Source organism: Pantoea sp. X-Soil-ISGK-259 (assembly GCF_059730705.1).
In genome coordinates this window covers 2,047,027-2,061,176 of the sequence record NZ_AP035986.1, presented here as the reverse complement: position 1 = coordinate 2,061,176, position 14,150 = coordinate 2,047,027, and the positions used below count along the sequence as shown (strand labels likewise).

At 55.4% G+C, this 14,150-nt stretch carries 14 protein-coding genes; 11 read left to right on the top strand and 3 right to left on the bottom strand.

The window, feature by feature from the left end; translation table 11 throughout:
* Positions 1 to 344 precede the first annotated feature (344 nt).
* Positions 345 to 1,580 carry an MFS transporter gene (locus AC6I77_RS09625; RefSeq protein WP_039660161.1) on the top strand — a complete coding sequence of 412 codons (1,236 nt, stop codon included), beginning with the start codon at positions 345 to 347 and terminating at the stop codon, positions 1,578 to 1,580.
* Between the two features lie 106 nt (positions 1,581 to 1,686).
* Here the strand turns inward: AC6I77_RS09625 and pspF are convergent, their stop codons facing one another.
* A complete protein-coding gene (gene pspF, locus AC6I77_RS09620; RefSeq protein WP_039660487.1) occupies positions 1,687 to 2,688 on the bottom strand; it encodes a phage shock protein operon transcriptional activator in 1,002 nt (333 codons plus the stop codon).
* Between the two features lie 163 nt (positions 2,689 to 2,851).
* Here pspF and pspA point away from each other — a divergent pair, with 163 nt between their 5' ends.
* The 7 genes from pspA to tyrR all read left to right on the top strand — a co-directional run bounded on the left by pspA (position 2,852) and on the right by tyrR (position 8,766).
* Positions 2,852 to 3,517 (top strand): phage shock protein PspA, encoded by a 666-nt coding sequence (gene pspA / locus AC6I77_RS09615; protein WP_008925259.1) that lies wholly within the window; start codon positions 2,852 to 2,854, stop codon positions 3,515 to 3,517.
* A 35-nt stretch (positions 3,518 to 3,552) separates the two neighbouring features.
* Positions 3,553 to 3,780: an envelope stress response membrane protein PspB gene (pspB, locus tag AC6I77_RS09610; protein ID WP_003853799.1), complete on the top strand. Its 228-nt coding sequence runs from the start codon at positions 3,553 to 3,555 to the stop codon at positions 3,778 to 3,780.
* A complete protein-coding gene (gene pspC / locus AC6I77_RS09605; RefSeq protein ID WP_039660164.1) occupies positions 3,777 to 4,127 on the top strand; it encodes an envelope stress response membrane protein PspC in 351 nt (116 codons plus the stop codon). The genes pspB and pspC overlap by 4 nt, the downstream gene beginning before the upstream one ends.
* A 54-nt stretch (positions 4,128 to 4,181) precedes the next feature.
* A complete protein-coding gene (gene pspD / locus AC6I77_RS09600) occupies positions 4,182 to 4,430 on the top strand; it encodes a phage shock protein PspD (RefSeq protein WP_039660166.1) in 249 nt (82 codons plus the stop codon).
* Positions 4,411 to 5,808, top strand: a complete 1,398-nt coding sequence (locus AC6I77_RS09595) for a YcjX family GTP-binding protein (RefSeq protein ID WP_039660168.1) — start codon at positions 4,411 to 4,413, stop codon at positions 5,806 to 5,808. Before pspD ends, AC6I77_RS09595 begins: the two co-directional genes overlap by 20 nt.
* Positions 5,805 to 6,866, top strand: a complete 1,062-nt coding sequence (locus AC6I77_RS09590) for a YcjF family protein (RefSeq protein ID WP_003853794.1) — start codon at positions 5,805 to 5,807, stop codon at positions 6,864 to 6,866. Before AC6I77_RS09595 ends, AC6I77_RS09590 begins: the two co-directional genes overlap by 4 nt.
* A gap of 334 nt (positions 6,867 to 7,200) precedes the next feature.
* Positions 7,201 to 8,766 (top strand): transcriptional regulator TyrR, encoded by a 1,566-nt coding sequence (tyrR, locus tag AC6I77_RS09585; protein WP_003853785.1) that lies wholly within the window; start codon positions 7,201 to 7,203, stop codon positions 8,764 to 8,766.
* A 50-nt stretch (positions 8,767 to 8,816) separates the two neighbouring features.
* Here the strand turns inward: tyrR and tpx are convergent, their stop codons facing one another.
* Positions 8,817 to 9,320 carry a thiol peroxidase gene (gene tpx, locus AC6I77_RS09580; protein WP_003853783.1) on the bottom strand — a complete coding sequence of 168 codons (504 nt, stop codon included), beginning with the start codon at positions 9,318 to 9,320 and terminating at the stop codon, positions 8,817 to 8,819.
* 146 nt (positions 9,321 to 9,466) lie between these two features.
* Here tpx and ycjG point away from each other — a divergent pair, with 146 nt between their 5' ends.
* A complete protein-coding gene (gene ycjG / locus AC6I77_RS09575; protein WP_039660170.1) occupies positions 9,467 to 10,450 on the top strand; it encodes an L-Ala-D/L-Glu epimerase in 984 nt (327 codons plus the stop codon).
* On the opposite strand, the gene mpaA is transcribed toward ycjG, so the two are convergent.
* Positions 10,425 to 11,132: a murein tripeptide amidase MpaA gene (gene mpaA / locus AC6I77_RS09570; RefSeq protein WP_039660171.1), complete on the bottom strand. Its 708-nt coding sequence runs from the start codon at positions 11,130 to 11,132 to the stop codon at positions 10,425 to 10,427. The two genes, ycjG and mpaA, sit on opposite strands and share 26 nt — an antisense overlap.
* A 152-nt stretch (positions 11,133 to 11,284) precedes the next feature.
* Between mpaA and AC6I77_RS09565 the strand changes: the two genes are divergently transcribed.
* Positions 11,285 to 12,904, top strand: a complete 1,620-nt coding sequence (locus tag AC6I77_RS09565; RefSeq protein WP_110411373.1) for a peptide ABC transporter substrate-binding protein — start codon at positions 11,285 to 11,287, stop codon at positions 12,902 to 12,904.
* A gap of 118 nt (positions 12,905 to 13,022) precedes the next feature.
* Positions 13,023 to 14,006 (top strand): zinc transporter ZntB, encoded by a 984-nt coding sequence (gene zntB, locus AC6I77_RS09560; protein ID WP_039660175.1) that lies wholly within the window; start codon positions 13,023 to 13,025, stop codon positions 14,004 to 14,006.
* Positions 14,007 to 14,150: the final 144 nt, after the last annotated feature.

The window sequence follows — 14,150 nt, the reverse complement described above, 5'->3', positions numbered from 1 at the left end:
CTTTACAAATGATAATAGGAATGATTATTATTCATATGCACTTCGACGGTGGCTCTGCCGAAGAAGAGCACGACATTGCTCACATTGCTTCCAGTATTGTTGCCCGCCTCATGGCGGGCTTTTTTTTGTCGGGTGCATAGCTCTGAAGAGCAGGATCACCGCTGACTGAACAGGTGCACTGATTGCGGTTTTGCATGAAAGCATGGGGATGGAAAAAGAGTAAAACAGAATGATATCTGTAATGGCCTGGCATTTACCTGAGCAAGACCGGCTTAAAACCGGACTTAACTATTACAGAAACGCCGTTACTATAAGCACAACCTCTGCCCAACCAACGCCGGACAATGACTAAATTCCAGAAAAGCGCTCAGGCTTTCCACTATCCCTCCTTTCGTTATCTGTTTTTCGGACGTTTGTTTACCGTGCTGGGCAATGGAATCGCGCCCATCGCGCTGGCCTTTGCAGTTCTGGATATGGATGGATCTGCCTCTGATTTAGGCGTCGTGGTGGCATCCCGCTCCCTGTTCAACGTGCTGTTTCTGCTGGTGGGCGGTGTGGTTGCCGACCGTTACTCACGTAGTCGGGTATTAGTTGTATCGGCGCTGATAGCTGCTGTTTCTCAGGCTTTCGTTGCGTGGACTGTGCTTGAGGGTTCAGCCACAGTAATCAGCCTCACCTTGCTGGGCGCGCTGAATGGCGCGGCATCGGGGATTGCTCTGCCAGCTTCCTCTGCGCTGGTTCCGCAGGTCGTGCCTGCACAGCACCTGCGTCAGGCCAATGCTTTCATTCAGCTCAGTGTTTATGGCGGCACGGTACTGGGAGCGTCGCTGGGAGGCGTGATGACCAGTGCTGTCGGGCCGGGCTGGGGGCTGGCGATAGATGCGCTGGGATTTGCGGTCTCCGCGCCGCTTTATTTCCTTATGCGTGTGAGCCCGAATAAGGGCGGGACGATGCAAGGCAATATCCTGCGCGATATTAAAGAAGGCTGGGCAGAATTTGCCGGGCGAAGCTGGATTTGGTCGATAGTCCTTCAGTTCGCCATTATCAACGTCGCGTTTAATGGCATTGTAGAAGTCTATGGCCCGATAATTGCTGACGCCTCTTTCGGGCGGGCGCAGTGGGGGATGATTGTGGCCGCCCAGAGCGCAGGTTTAATTGCTGGATCATTTCTGGCTATGAAATGGCATCCACGTCGTGATCTGCTGATTGGCGCTATGCTGGCAGGTCTCTGTGCACTCCCGATAATGATGCTAGGCCTGAATGCATCAGCAGCATGGCTGATTGCAGGGTTCTTTATCGCTGGCGTTTCATTAGGCCTGTTTGGCGTAACCTGGGCGCATTCATTACAGACTCATATCCCAGCCGATAAACTGGCTCGCGTGTACGCGTATGATGCGATGGGTTCCTTTATCTCCATTCCTATTGGTCAACTGGTTGCGGGGCCGCTGGCGGCACAATATGGCACAGACAATGTTTTGCTGATGTCAGCACTGGCCGTGGTCATGGTGACAGCTGCTGTCCTGCTGGTTCCGACCCTCAGGCAACCTGACAAAATGGGCACTAAGCCGCATAACACGTAATTGCTGTTTTTGTTCCTGCTAAAGCAGCCAGGACGTTACCAGACAGTTTTGACAGCGATTAACCAGAAAACAAAACGAAGAGACAAAGATGTCATCGTCGACCTGTTTAGTTTTCGGCTTTTATGTCGTGCTTTTTCATCATCGCGCGCAGCTGATGATAGGTAACACCTAGCAACCCGGCGGCGCGACGCTGGTTATAGCGTGCCTGTTGCAGGCTGGCTTCAACCAGATTCCGCTCCTGTTGATTCTGCCACTGGCGCAGATCCAGCGGCAGGGCGGGCAGGTCGTTACTCTCCGCGTTCTGACTGGCACGGATGAGCGCAACCGGTTCAGGACGTGAAGCAAACGGGTTGATAATGACGTTATCCAGCAACTGCTCGCTGCTGTTATGGCGATAGACTGAGCGTTCCACGACGTTCTTAAGCTCACGGACGTTGCCGGGCCAGTGGTAATCAAGCAGAGCCTGCTGCGCCTGAGCGGTAAAACCAGGAAAAAGTAACAGGCCGAGTTCGCGGCACATCTGGATGGCAAAATGATCGGCCATCACCAGAATATCGCTGCGGCGTTCGCGCAGGGGCGGTAACTGCACCACATCAAAGGCCAGACGATCCAGCAGGTCGGCTCGGAATTTCCCCTCTGCCGCCAGCGCAGGGAGATCCTCGTTAGTGGCGCAGACCAGCCGCACATTCACCTGCAGGGAGTGATTGCCGCCGACACGCTCCAGCTGCCCATATTCAATTACCCTGAGCAGCTTTTCCTGCACCAGCATCGGCGCGGTTGCCAGCTCATCCAGAAACAGCGTGCCACCATCAGCCCGCTCAAAACGTCCGAGATGGCGCTTCTGCGCACCGGTAAAGGCACCGGCCTCATGACCAAAGAGTTCAGAATCGAGCAGGTTCTCATTCAGCGCGGCGCAGTTCAGCGAGATAAACGGTCCCTGCCAGCGGTCAGAGAGATAGTGCAGACGGCTGGCGATCAGCTCTTTACCCGTTCCGCGCTCGCCAATCACCAGAACCGGCTTTTCCAGCGGAGCCAGTCTGGAGACCTGCTCAAGAACCTCCAGAAAATTGTTCGACTCACCTAAAAGATTATCGTTAGTGCCTGTCATGATGAATTTCGCCATCCCTTAATCATTTTGACTATCTTAAAATATGCGGACGAGGCTGTAAAATATCAAATTCCTTAAAAATCAATGCGATAAAAATTGGCACGCATCTTGTATTAACTAAGCAGGGCAACACGTTTTAAAACATTAAAAGAGGAACATCATTATGGGTATTTTTTCTCGTTTCGCTGACATCGTAAATGCCAACATTAATTCCCTGCTGGAGCGTGCTGAAGATCCGCAGAAACTGGTCCGTCTGATGATTCAGGAAATGGAAGACACCTTAGTCGAAGTGCGTTCCACCTCTGCGCGGGCGCTGGCTGAAAAGAAACAGCTGTCACGCCGTATTGAGCAGGCAGAGATCCAGCAGGCCGAATGGCAGGAAAAAGCGGAACTGGCGCTTCGCAAGGATAAAGATGATCTGGCGCGGTCAGCACTGATCGAAAAACAGAAACTCACTGACCTTATCGCTTCACTGAAACAGGAAGTGGGCCAGGTTGAAGAGACGCTGGAACGTATGAAAGGCGAAATCAGTGAGCTGGAGAAAAAGCTGACTGAAACACGTGCCCGCCAGCAGGCGTTAACACTGCGTCACCAGGCGGCCTCTTCATCACGCGATGTTCGTCGTCAGCTGGACAGCGGTAAAATCGACGAGGCGATGGCCCGGTTTGAATCTTTTGAACGACGCATTGACCACATGGAAGCGGAAGCAGAAAGCCACGGTTTCGGTAAGCCAAAAACCCTGGACCAGCAGTTTACTGACCTGAAAGCGGATGATGAAATCAGCCAGCAGCTTAATGCGCTGAAAGCCAAAATGAACCGCAGTGAGTAATCATCGACGTTGCAATAAGTGATTAAGGAGAGTCAATGAGCGCACTTTTTCTTGCCATACCCTTAACGATCTTCGTGCTGTTTGTCGCACCGATCTGGTTATGGTTGCATTACAACAACAAACGCAACGGCGGTTCGGAACTGTCGCAAAGCGAAATCCAGCGCCTGCAGCGTGTTACGCAGGATGCACAGCGGATGCGTGAACGCATTGACGCGCTGGAAGCGATTCTGGATGCCGAACACCCTAACTGGAGGCAGCCATGATGAAAGGCCGTAAGTTGTGGCGCAAGCCTGACGAAGGAAAGTTGATGGGCGTCTGTGCGGGTCTGGCGGAGTATCTCGATATTCCGGTGCGTCTGCTTCGGGTCATTGTGGTCTTATCACTGTTCTTTGGTCTGTTTATGTTTACGGTGGTCGCCTATTTCGTGCTGGGTTTTGTGCTGGATGTGAAACCCGCCAATGTCACGGAGGACGAACGTCAGCTCAGCGCCAGCGAGCTGCTGGACCAGCTGGAGAGTGCGCTGCAGCGCGATGAGCGCAGCGTGCGCGACGTGGAGCGTTATGTGACGTCTGAAACTTTCAGCGTACGCAGCCGCTTCCGCCAGATTTGATTATATTATTGCCGGGCCGTTACGGGCCCGTCCGCTCTCTCAATGGAGGTGTTGATGTCTTTTTCGCGATCCACTGCTTTTCGCCACCGCGCGGCACCTGCATTGAAGTCGGCGGCTAAATTTATCATTATCAATGCTGTTACCTACGGTCCCGCCGGTGTCACTGGCTGGGCGGTGAAATCGGTAGCGCGACGCCCGTTACGTCTTCTGCTGGCTGTGGCACTTGAGCCATTGCTGAAACGCGTGATGAATCGGGTGGCATCGCGCTTCATCAGGGAGAACGATGAAAAGACTGCAAAGTGAATTAATGGCATTAATGAACCGTGGCGTTGATCGCCACCTTCGGCTGGCGGTCACCGGATTAAGCCGCAGCGGTAAAACCGCCTTTATTACCTCACTGGTCAATCAGCTTTTAACGGTTCACAGCGGCGCACGTTTGCCGCTGTTTTCCGTTGTGCGGGACGAGCGACTGTTGGGCGTCAAACGGGTGCCGCAGCGGGACATGGGAACCGCGCGCTTTACCTACGACGAAGGCCTGGCACAACTCTACAGCACGCCGCCCGCCTGGCCGACGCCCACCCGTGGCGTCAGCGAAATGCGTCTGGCGCTGCGTTACCGTCCAAATGATTCGCTGCTGCGTCATCTGAAAGAGACGGCAACACTCTATCTGGAAATTGTCGACTATCCCGGAGAATGGCTACTGGATCTGCCGATGCTGGCGCAGGATTATCTCGCCTGGTCACGGCAGATGAACGGTCTGCTGCAGGGCGATCGTGCGGAGTGGGCAAAACCCTGGCGCACGCTCTGCGAAAAACTCGATCCGCTTGCTCCCGCCGATGAAACCCAGCTGGCAGAGATTGCTGCGGCCTGGACTGACTACCTGCATCGCTGTAAATCTGAAGGCCTGCATTTTATTCAGCCTGGCCGGTTCGTGCTGCCTGGCGATATGGCAGGCGCGCCTGCGCTGCAGTTTTTCCCCTGGCCAACCGCTGATGAGTCGCAACTCACTAAGCTGGCGCAGGCGGATAAGGGGAGTAACTTCAGCATGCTGCAGCAGCGCTTCAACTACTACTGCCAGCATGTGGTGAAGGGCTTTTACAAAAATCACTTCCTGCGTTTTGACCGCCAGATCGTGCTGGTTGACTGCCTCCAGCCCCTGAATAGTGGTCCTCAGGCGTTTAATGATATGCGGCTGGCGCTGACTCAGCTGATGCAGAGCTTTCATTACGGCCAGCGCACCCTGTTTCGCCGGCTTTTCTCACCGGTGATCGACAAATTACTGTTTGCGGCGACTAAAGCGGATCACATCACCAGCGATCAGCACGGCAACATGGTCTCGCTGTTGCAGCAACTGGTGCAGGATGCCTGGCAGAACGCCGCGTTTGAGGGGATTAGCATGGACTGCATCGGACTGGCATCAGTGCAGGCGACACAGAGCGGCCTGGTCGACCACCGTGGCGAGAAGATCCCGGCCCTGCGCGGTCACCGGCTGGATGATGGTGAACCGCTTACCGTCTATCCGGGTGAAGTCCCGCCGCGCCTGCCTGGCAATGCCTTCTGGCAGCAGCAGGGTTTTCAGTTTGAACAGTTCCGGCCGCAGCAGCTCGACGTCGACCGTCCACTGCCGCATATCCGCATGGATGCCGCGCTGGAATTTTTATTGGGAGATAAATTGCGATGAGTGATCCGCTGAAGCCGCGTATCGATTTTGCTCGTCCGCTGGATGAGAGCACCACCACGCCGCTGCGTCCGGCGCAGACCTTTGAAGCGGACGCGCAGGCTGCGTTTCTGGCAGTGCAGGATGAAGATGTTGCCGTAGAAGAAGAAGGTGCAGGGGAGCGCGCAGTGGAAGCGGCTCTGAAACCTAAACGCAGTCTGTGGCGCAAAATGGTGACCGCAGGCGCACTGCTGTTTGGCGTTAGCGTGATTGCGCAGGGGGTGCAGTGGACGCATGACGCCTGGCTGGCACGCGACTGGTTTTCACTGGGGAGCGGCGTAGCAGGCGGACTTATTGTGCTGGCGGGTGTCGGCGCGCTGACCACTGAGTGGCGTCGGCTCTACCAGCTGCGTCAGCGTGCCGAAGAGCGGGATGTGGGCCGGGAGCTATTGCACAGTCATGGTATCGGTAAAGGTCGGGCATTCTGCGAAAAGCTGGCCCAGCAGGCTGAACTGGATCAGGCGCATCCGGCCCTGCAGCGCTGGCATGCCTCGCTGCACGAAACCCACAATGACAGCGAAATCGTGCGCTTGTATGCTCAGCTGGTGCAGCCCGTTCTGGACAGGCAGGCGCGGCGTGAAATCAGTCGTCATGCTGCGGAAGCAACACTGATGATTGCGGTCAGTCCGCTGGCACTGGTGGATATGGCGTTTATCGCCTGGCGTAATCTGCGGCTGGTCAATCGCATCGCGGCGATATACGGCATCGAACTGGGCTACTTCAGCCGTATCCGGCTGTTCCGCCTGGTGCTGCTCAATATGGCTTTTGCCGGCGCGTCCGAACTGGTGCGGGAAGTGGGAATGGACTGGATGTCGCAGGATATCGCTGCCCGGCTTTCCACGCGCGCTGCCCAGGGCATTGGTGCAGGCCTGCTGACTGCAAGGCTGGGCATCAAAGCGATGGAGCTTTGTCGTCCACTGCCGTGGCTGGAGCAGGATAAGCCACGGCTTGGCGATTTTCGGCGCGAACTGCTGGGCCAGCTGAAAGAGGCACTGCAGAAGGGCGGTAACAAATCAGCCTGAATCTCGCGTGACACATTAAAGGCGGCATAGCCGCCTTTAATGATCAGTGAGGCTGGCGCAGCACTTGCCGTGAATCGATAATCAGACACTCACCCGGACAGGCGGATTCATCTGTATTCACCGGATTTGCAGGCAGCGTAAAGGCCATGCCATTTTTCTCCCTGATAAAATGCGCCATCCCGGCAAATATCTTCCAGTCGGCCAGAGTTACCTTCGACAGAACAAAACACCATCACACGCGCTGTGCCTGTCAACTTTTCCTGACAGATCCCTTTCTACCGGCGCATCACTTAGCGTAATATTCATTTATCTGAACCTGATTAAGGCGAACGCAATGCGTCTGGAAGTGTTCTGTCAGGACCGCATCGGTCTGACGCGTGAACTGCTCGATCTGCTGGTGGCACGCAACATTGATTTACGCGGTATTGAAATTACGGCGCTGGGCCGCATCTATCTGAATTTTTCGGCACTGGAATTTGACGCTTTCAGTAATCTGATGGCAGAAATCCGGCGTACACCGGGCGTAACAGATGTGCGCACGGTAACGTACATGCCTTCGGAGCGTGAACATCGCGCGCTGAGTGCCTTACTGGTGGCCATGCCAGATCCGGTTTTCTCCATCGATCTGAAAAGCAAGGTGGAACTGGCTAATCCGGCGGCACAAAACCTGTTTAATCTTGATGAAGAGAAAATGCGCAATTTCAGCGCCGGCAACCTGATTAATGGCTTTAACTTCATGCGCTGGCTGGAAAGCGATCGGGTTGAGGCGCAGGCGCAGCATGTCGTCATTGAAGGGCGCGATTTTCTGATGGAAGCGCGTCCTATTTATCTGCCGGGTGAAGAGGGCCAGAACGACAGGCCGGTCGGGGCGATGGTGATGCTGAAGTCAACCGCTCGCATGGGCCGTCAGTTACAGAATCTGGTGGTCACCGACGAATCCGAGTTTGACCATATCATTGCCGTCACGCCGAAGATGCGTCAGGTGGTCGATCAGGCGCGCAAACTGGCGATGCTGGATGCGCCGTTACTGATTGTCGGCGATACCGGCACCGGGAAAGATATGCTGGCACGCGCCTGCCATCTGCGCAGCGCCCGTGGGAAAAATCCTTTCCTGGCGCTGAACTGTGCCTCATTACCCGACGACGTTGCGGAAAGCGAGCTGTTTGGTCATGCCGCCGGTGCCTATCCGAATGCGCTGGAAGGCAAGAAGGGCTTTTTTGAGCAGGCCAATGGTGGCTCGGTATTGCTGGATGAGATTGGCGAGATGTCGCCGAGAATGCAGACCAAGCTGCTGCGTTTTCTCAATGATGGCACCTTCCGCCGCGTCGGTGAAGAGCATGAAGTCCATGTTAATGTGCGCGTAATCTGCGCTACGCAGAAGAACCTGATTGAACTGGTGCAACGCGGTGAGTTTCGCGAAGATCTTTTTTACCGGCTCAATGTGCTGACGCTGCAACTGCCCCCGCTGCGCGATCGACCGCAGGATATCCTGCCACTGACCGAGATGTTTGTGGCCCGCTTTGCGGATGAGCAGGGGATGGCCCGGCCGCGACTCTCGCCACAGCTCATTGCATTTCTGACGCGCTACGCCTGGCCTGGCAATGTGCGCCAGTTAAAAAATGCGTTGTATCGCGCGTTAACCCAGCTGGAAGGATATGAACTGCGACCGCAGGATATTGTGTTGCCTGAACAGACACTGGATGTATCGCTGGGCGATGAAGCACTGGAAGGAACGCTGGATCAGATTACCAGCCGTTTTGAGCGGTCAATACTGACGCGGCTTTATCTCTCCTATCCCAGCACCCGAAAACTGGCAAAACGTCTGGGTGTTTCCCATACCGCGATTGCCAACAAGCTGCGTGAATATGGTCTGGGACAGAAGCGCACCGAAAGCGAATGATCGGTAAGCAGAGAGCAGGAAGCGGATAACCAGGTTATCCGCTTTTTTTATTACTTCAGCGCGGCCAGGGCAGCGTCGTAATCAGGCTCAGTGGTGATTTCATCAACCAGCTGGCTGTAAATCACTTTATCGTTCTCATCCAGAACGATCACCGCACGTGCGGTCAGGCCTTCCAGCGCACCATCAGCAATTTCTACACCATACTCATACTTGAATTCTGAGCCGCGCAGCGTCGACAGCGTCACCACATTGCTCAGGTTTTCCGCGCCACAGAAACGCGACTGGGCAAAAGGCAGATCGGCAGAGATGCATAACACCACGGCGTTATTCAGCTCGCTTGCCGCCTGGTTGAATTTGCGCACTGATGAGGCACAGACACCGGTATCAACGCTTGGGAAAATGTTCAGAATTTTGCGTTTTCCTGCATACTCAGAGAGCGCAACGTTAACCAGGTTCTTTGCTACCAGCGTGAAAGGCTTAGCTTTATCGCCAGCCTGTGGAAACTGACCTGCAACCGGAACGGCATTACCCTGAAAATGAACAGTCTGAGACATAGTGATTCCTTTTGATGATAAAAAAGATCTGACACAAAACGGCTAAAGATAGCCGTTGTTTATGACATAAATGTTAAGGGTTTACGAGTTCAATTGTGGAATTTAACGTGGCGGTCTGCCACTGCGTCACACTTTGTGGAGTGTAAATGAGAACGGTAAAAAGTTATCCCGAAGCCTGGCCGTTGCATACGCCGTTTGTCATTGCCCGTGGAACCCGGACCGAAGTCAAAGTGGTGGTGGTTGAAATTGAGGAAGATGGCGTAAAAGGCGTCGGTGAAGCGACGCCCTATGCGCGCTATGGTGAAAGCGAAGCATCGGTGCTGGCGCAGATCGCCACGTTGCTGCCCGCGCTGCAAGAGGGCATGACGCGCGAGGCATTACAACAGGCGCTGCCTGCCGGGGCGGCGCGAAACGCCATCGACAGTGCACTGTGGGATCTCGCCGCACATCAGCAGCAGCGCAGCCTCTGGGCGCTTAGCGGTGTGACTGCGCCTGCTGATGTCGTGACCGCGCAGACCGTCAGCATTGATACCCCTGAGGCGATGGCCAGCAGCGCACTCGCACTGTGGCAGCATGGTGCAACACTGCTGAAAATTAAGCTGGATAACAATTTTATTACTGAACGGCTGATGGCCATCCGCGCCGCCGTACCGGAAGCAACCCTGATTGTGGATGCAAATGAGTCCTGGCACGCTGAAGGCCTGGCGGCACGCTGTCAGCTGCTGGCAGACATTGATGTGGCGATGCTGGAACAGCCTTTACCTGCAGGTGAAGATGCGGCACTGGAGAACTTTATTCACCCGTTGCCAATTTGTGCCGATGAGAGCTGTCATACACGTGAAAGCCTGGCCGCGCTGCGAGGCCGTTATGAGATGGTCAACATCAAGCTGGATAAAGCGGGCGGTCTGACAGAGGCGCTGGCGCTTGCCGATGCCGCGCAGCAGCAGGGCTTTGCGGTAATGCTGGGCTGCATGCTCTGCACCTCGCGGGCGATACGTGCTGCGCTACCGCTGGTGCCGCAGACCCGTTTCGCCGATCTTGATGGGCCGACCTGGCTGGCGGTGGATGCAGAACCGGCGATCACCGTGCGCAGCGGTCGGCTGATTATTGCTGCCAGCGCAGCAAACTAACCATCATCTTAAGATAGGTCTCCGTGGCTTCATCCACGGAAATCACCGGCATCTCAGCGGTCACGCAGGGCAGACTGAGATCGTAACACCAGCTGCCGAATGAGCCAGGCGTGTCATATCCCACGCTGCTGACGCGAGGAAGGCCGGTTTGGCTGGCCAGCCAGCCGCCAATCTCCACCTGATGCGGGTCGTCAATACAGCCCAGCGGCTCATGCCAGGAAACGATCCAGGCTGGCTTAAGTTGATGTATCAGGGCACAGAGCGCCAGTGTTTCCGGTTCAGAACCCGGATGCGTGCCGGTTGAGAGCGTGACATCCCGCGCATCGGCAGCGCTGTTCCAGCGATAAACGGTCTCTCCGGGCTGCCAGTTCGCTGCCGGGAAGTTGCGGTTGAGATCGACGCCATTTGCGTTAGCGCGCAGGCCAAGCTGACAGCCATCAGGATTGACTGCCAGCACCACGTGGTGCCGACGCATGCCATCGGGCAGTGTCCGTAACGCAGCAGAAAGGGTGGCGATGGCCGCATTTTCATCACCGTGTGTGCCAGCCAGAATCAGACCGCTGTCGGGGTCACCCAGTGGCGCTGGAAACCACAGCAGCGGCGCGCCCAGCACGGAGCGGCCATACTGCTGATACGAAACGTCAAGTTTGCCGCGAAGGGGACGCGGATGAAGTGGCGACATACAGATTTCCTCAAAGGGTTTTACTCAAAGTAGCGGAAAAGCCGTGTGCGGAAAATAGCTATTTATCTGTCAGCCATTTGCGATAAAGTGCCCTGCACAAGCTACATCGGCAACAGACTGATGCAGCACTTCTTTGGGGTAAAGGAGTGATAATGGTTAAGACCTTTCGTATGACGCTGGCAGCAATCAGTCTGAGCAGCATCCTCACACCCGCCATTGCGGCGAATCCACCCGCTGGCGCGCAGCTGGCCGAGCAGCAGCAGATCGTCCGCCATATTAAAGATGAACCCGCTTCACTTGATCCGCTTAAAGCGGTAGGGCTGCCTGAAATTCAGGTGATTCGCGATCTGTTTGAAGGTCTGACAAATCAGGATGCTCAGGGCAAAATCGTGCCGGGCGTGGCACAGAGCTGGAGCAGCAGCGACAACAAAACCTGGGTCTTCACCCTGCGCAATAACGCGCGCTGGTCAAACGGCGAACCGGTCACGGCGCAGGATTTTGTCTACAGCTGGCAGCGGCTGGTCGATCCCAAAAACAGCTCAGGCTCTGCCGGGTTTGCGGGGTTAAGCGGTATTGAAAATGCGGCAGCGATTACCAAAGGCGAAATGACCCCCGATAAACTGGGAGTGACTGCCCAGAGCAAAACCCAGCTGAAAGTGACGCTGGATCGTCCTGTGCCGTGGTTCCCGGCGCTGGTGGCTAACGTGGCGCTCTTTCCGGTGCCGCAAAAAGTCATTGCCCAGCAACGTGACAGCTGGACGGCACCCGGCAAACTGGTCGGTAACGGTGCCTATCAGCTCAGCGAGCGGGTAGTGAACGAGAAAATCGTCCTGACCCGTAATCCTCATTACTGGGATGATGCACATTCGGTGCTGACGAAAGTGACCTTTGTGCCAATCAATGAAGAGTCGAGCGCGACTAAACGTTATCGTGCCAACGACATTGATATCACCGAATCTTTCCCTAAGAACATGTATGCGCTATTAAAGAAAACGTTGCCGGGAGAGGTCTACACACCTGACCAGTTAGGCACCTATTACTATGCGTTTAACACGCAGAAAGGACCAACTGCCGATGTGCGGGTTCGCAAAGCACTGTCCTGGTCTATCGACCGAAACGTCATTGCTGACAAAGTGCTGGGCACCGGTGAGAAACCGGCGTGGCACTTTACGCCAGATGTGACAGCAAGCTTTAAGCCACTGCCCACGTTCATGCAACAGCACGATCAGAACGCCCTGAATGCGCAGGCCAAATCGCTGCTTGCCGCCGCCGGTTACGGTCCGGGTAAACCGCTGAAGCTCAAACTGCTCTACAACACCTCTGAGAGCCATCAGAAGATTGCGATTGCCGTGGCCTCTATGTGGAAAAAGAACCTCGGTGTGGATGTCACACTGGAGAATCAGGAGTGGAAAACCTACATCGACAGTCGTAACAGCGGGAACTTCGATGTGATTCGCGCCTCGTGGGTGGGAGACTACAATGAGCCCTCCACCTTCCTGAATCTGCTGACCTCGGGCAGCAGCAGCAATATCGCGCGCTTTAACAACGCGGATTATGATGCAGTTGTCGCTAAAGCCAGCCGTGAAACCAGCGAGCAGGCACGTAACAGCGATTACAACCGTGCCGAGCAGATCCTCGCTGAACAGGCCCCGATTGCGCCCATCTATCAGTACACGAATGGCCGACTGATTAAACCCTGGGTTAAAGGCTATCCCATCACCAACCCTGAAGATGTCGCCTACAGCCGTGAACTGTGGATTGAAAAGCACTAAGCCTGTGGTGGCCGGTTTCCCGGCCACCTGCTGACATCTTTCTTCACAGCCCGGAGATTGCAACTCAACGCCGTCACGTTAGACTGTATCGTATTGATATTAATGGTGAGGGAATGTTGTGGACGTCATTGAAGGAAAAGCATTACAGGTTTCAGATGCCATCATTTCATGCCAGCTGGATGGCAAGGGTGGGATGATCCCGATAGCTGAAGATGAAGTTATCGAGTGTGAGCAGCCCTGCTGGCTGCATCTGAACTATACCCACAGCAAAAGCGCAGAATGGCTGCAGTCAACGCCGCAGATTCCCGATGCCGTGCGTGACGCCTTAGCGGGTGACAGCATGCGTCCCCGCGTCAGCCGGCTGGGCGACGGATTTATGATCGTGCTGCGCAGCGTTAACCACAACACCGATGCGCGTCGCGACCAGCTGGTGGTGATGCGCGTGTTCATCAACGATAAGCTCATCGTCTCGACCCGGCGGCGTAAAGTCTCTGCCGTCGATGAAGTGCTCACCGATTTACAAAACGGTAATGGTCCGATTGACTGCGGCAGCTGGCTGGTCGATGTCTGTGATGCCCTGACCGATCACACCAGCGAATTTATCGAAGAGTTGCATGACAAAATCATCGAGCTGGAAGATGCACTGCTTGACCAGCAGATGCCCGCGCGCGGCGAACTCGGCCTGCTGCGCAAACAGCTGATTGTGATGCGGCGTTATATGGCACCGCAGAGGGATGTCTATGCCCGGCTCGCCAGTGAAAAACTGGCCTGGATGGATGACAGCGAACGGCGCCGGATGCAGGAGATCGCCGATCGTCTGGGACGCGGGCTGGATGATCTGGATGCAGGCGTGGCGCGCACCGCGATCCTGGCTGACGAGGTCGCCTCTGCGATGGCGGAGTCGATGAACCGCCGCACCTATACTATGTCACTGATGGCGATGATCTTCCTGCCCGCTACGTTCCTGACCGGTCTGTTTGGGGTTAATCTGGGTGGCATTCCGGGCGGTGGATGGGAGTACGGCTTCTCTATCTTCTGTCTGCTGCTCGTGGCACTGGCGGTGGGCGTCGCGGGTTATCTGCGTAAACGGCGCTGGCTGTAACGCGGAAAGGTCACATCGGCGGGGGCGTCTGATTTGAGGACGAAAATCCCGCCGGGTGGGATAAAAATCATAATAAGAAAGCAAAAGCTGATCGACATCAAGAACCCAATGCCGCTGCTGACGCAAACTCTCTCCCGCAGGTGA

Bases quoted from the DNA above. Each gene is read 5' to 3' on its own strand.
- AC6I77_RS09565 (WP_110411373.1), top strand. From the start codon at position 11,285: ATGGTTAAGACCTTTCGTATGACGCTGGCAGCAATCAGTCTGAGCAGC.
- pspC (WP_039660164.1), top strand. From the start codon at position 3,777: ATGATGAAAGGCCGTAAGTTGTGGCGCAAGCCTGACGAAGGAAAGTTG.
- ycjG (WP_039660170.1), top strand. From the start codon at position 9,467: ATGAGAACGGTAAAAAGTTATCCCGAAGCCTGGCCGTTGCATACGCCG.
- pspA (WP_008925259.1), top strand. From the start codon at position 2,852: ATGGGTATTTTTTCTCGTTTCGCTGACATCGTAAATGCCAACATTAAT.
- pspB (WP_003853799.1), top strand. From the start codon at position 3,553: ATGAGCGCACTTTTTCTTGCCATACCCTTAACGATCTTCGTGCTGTTT.
- AC6I77_RS09625 (WP_039660161.1), top strand. From the start codon at position 345: ATGACTAAATTCCAGAAAAGCGCTCAGGCTTTCCACTATCCCTCCTTT.
- pspF (WP_039660487.1), bottom strand. From the start codon at position 2,688: ATGACAGGCACTAACGATAATCTTTTAGGTGAGTCGAACAATTTTCTG.
- tpx (WP_003853783.1), bottom strand. From the start codon at position 9,320: ATGTCTCAGACTGTTCATTTTCAGGGTAATGCCGTTCCGGTTGCAGGT.
- AC6I77_RS09595 (WP_039660168.1), top strand. From the start codon at position 4,411: ATGAAAAGACTGCAAAGTGAATTAATGGCATTAATGAACCGTGGCGTT.
- pspD (WP_039660166.1), top strand. From the start codon at position 4,182: ATGTCTTTTTCGCGATCCACTGCTTTTCGCCACCGCGCGGCACCTGCA.
- AC6I77_RS09590 (WP_003853794.1), top strand. From the start codon at position 5,805: ATGAGTGATCCGCTGAAGCCGCGTATCGATTTTGCTCGTCCGCTGGAT.
- tyrR (WP_003853785.1), top strand. From the start codon at position 7,201: ATGCGTCTGGAAGTGTTCTGTCAGGACCGCATCGGTCTGACGCGTGAA.
- mpaA (WP_039660171.1), bottom strand. From the start codon at position 11,132: ATGTCGCCACTTCATCCGCGTCCCCTTCGCGGCAAACTTGACGTTTCG.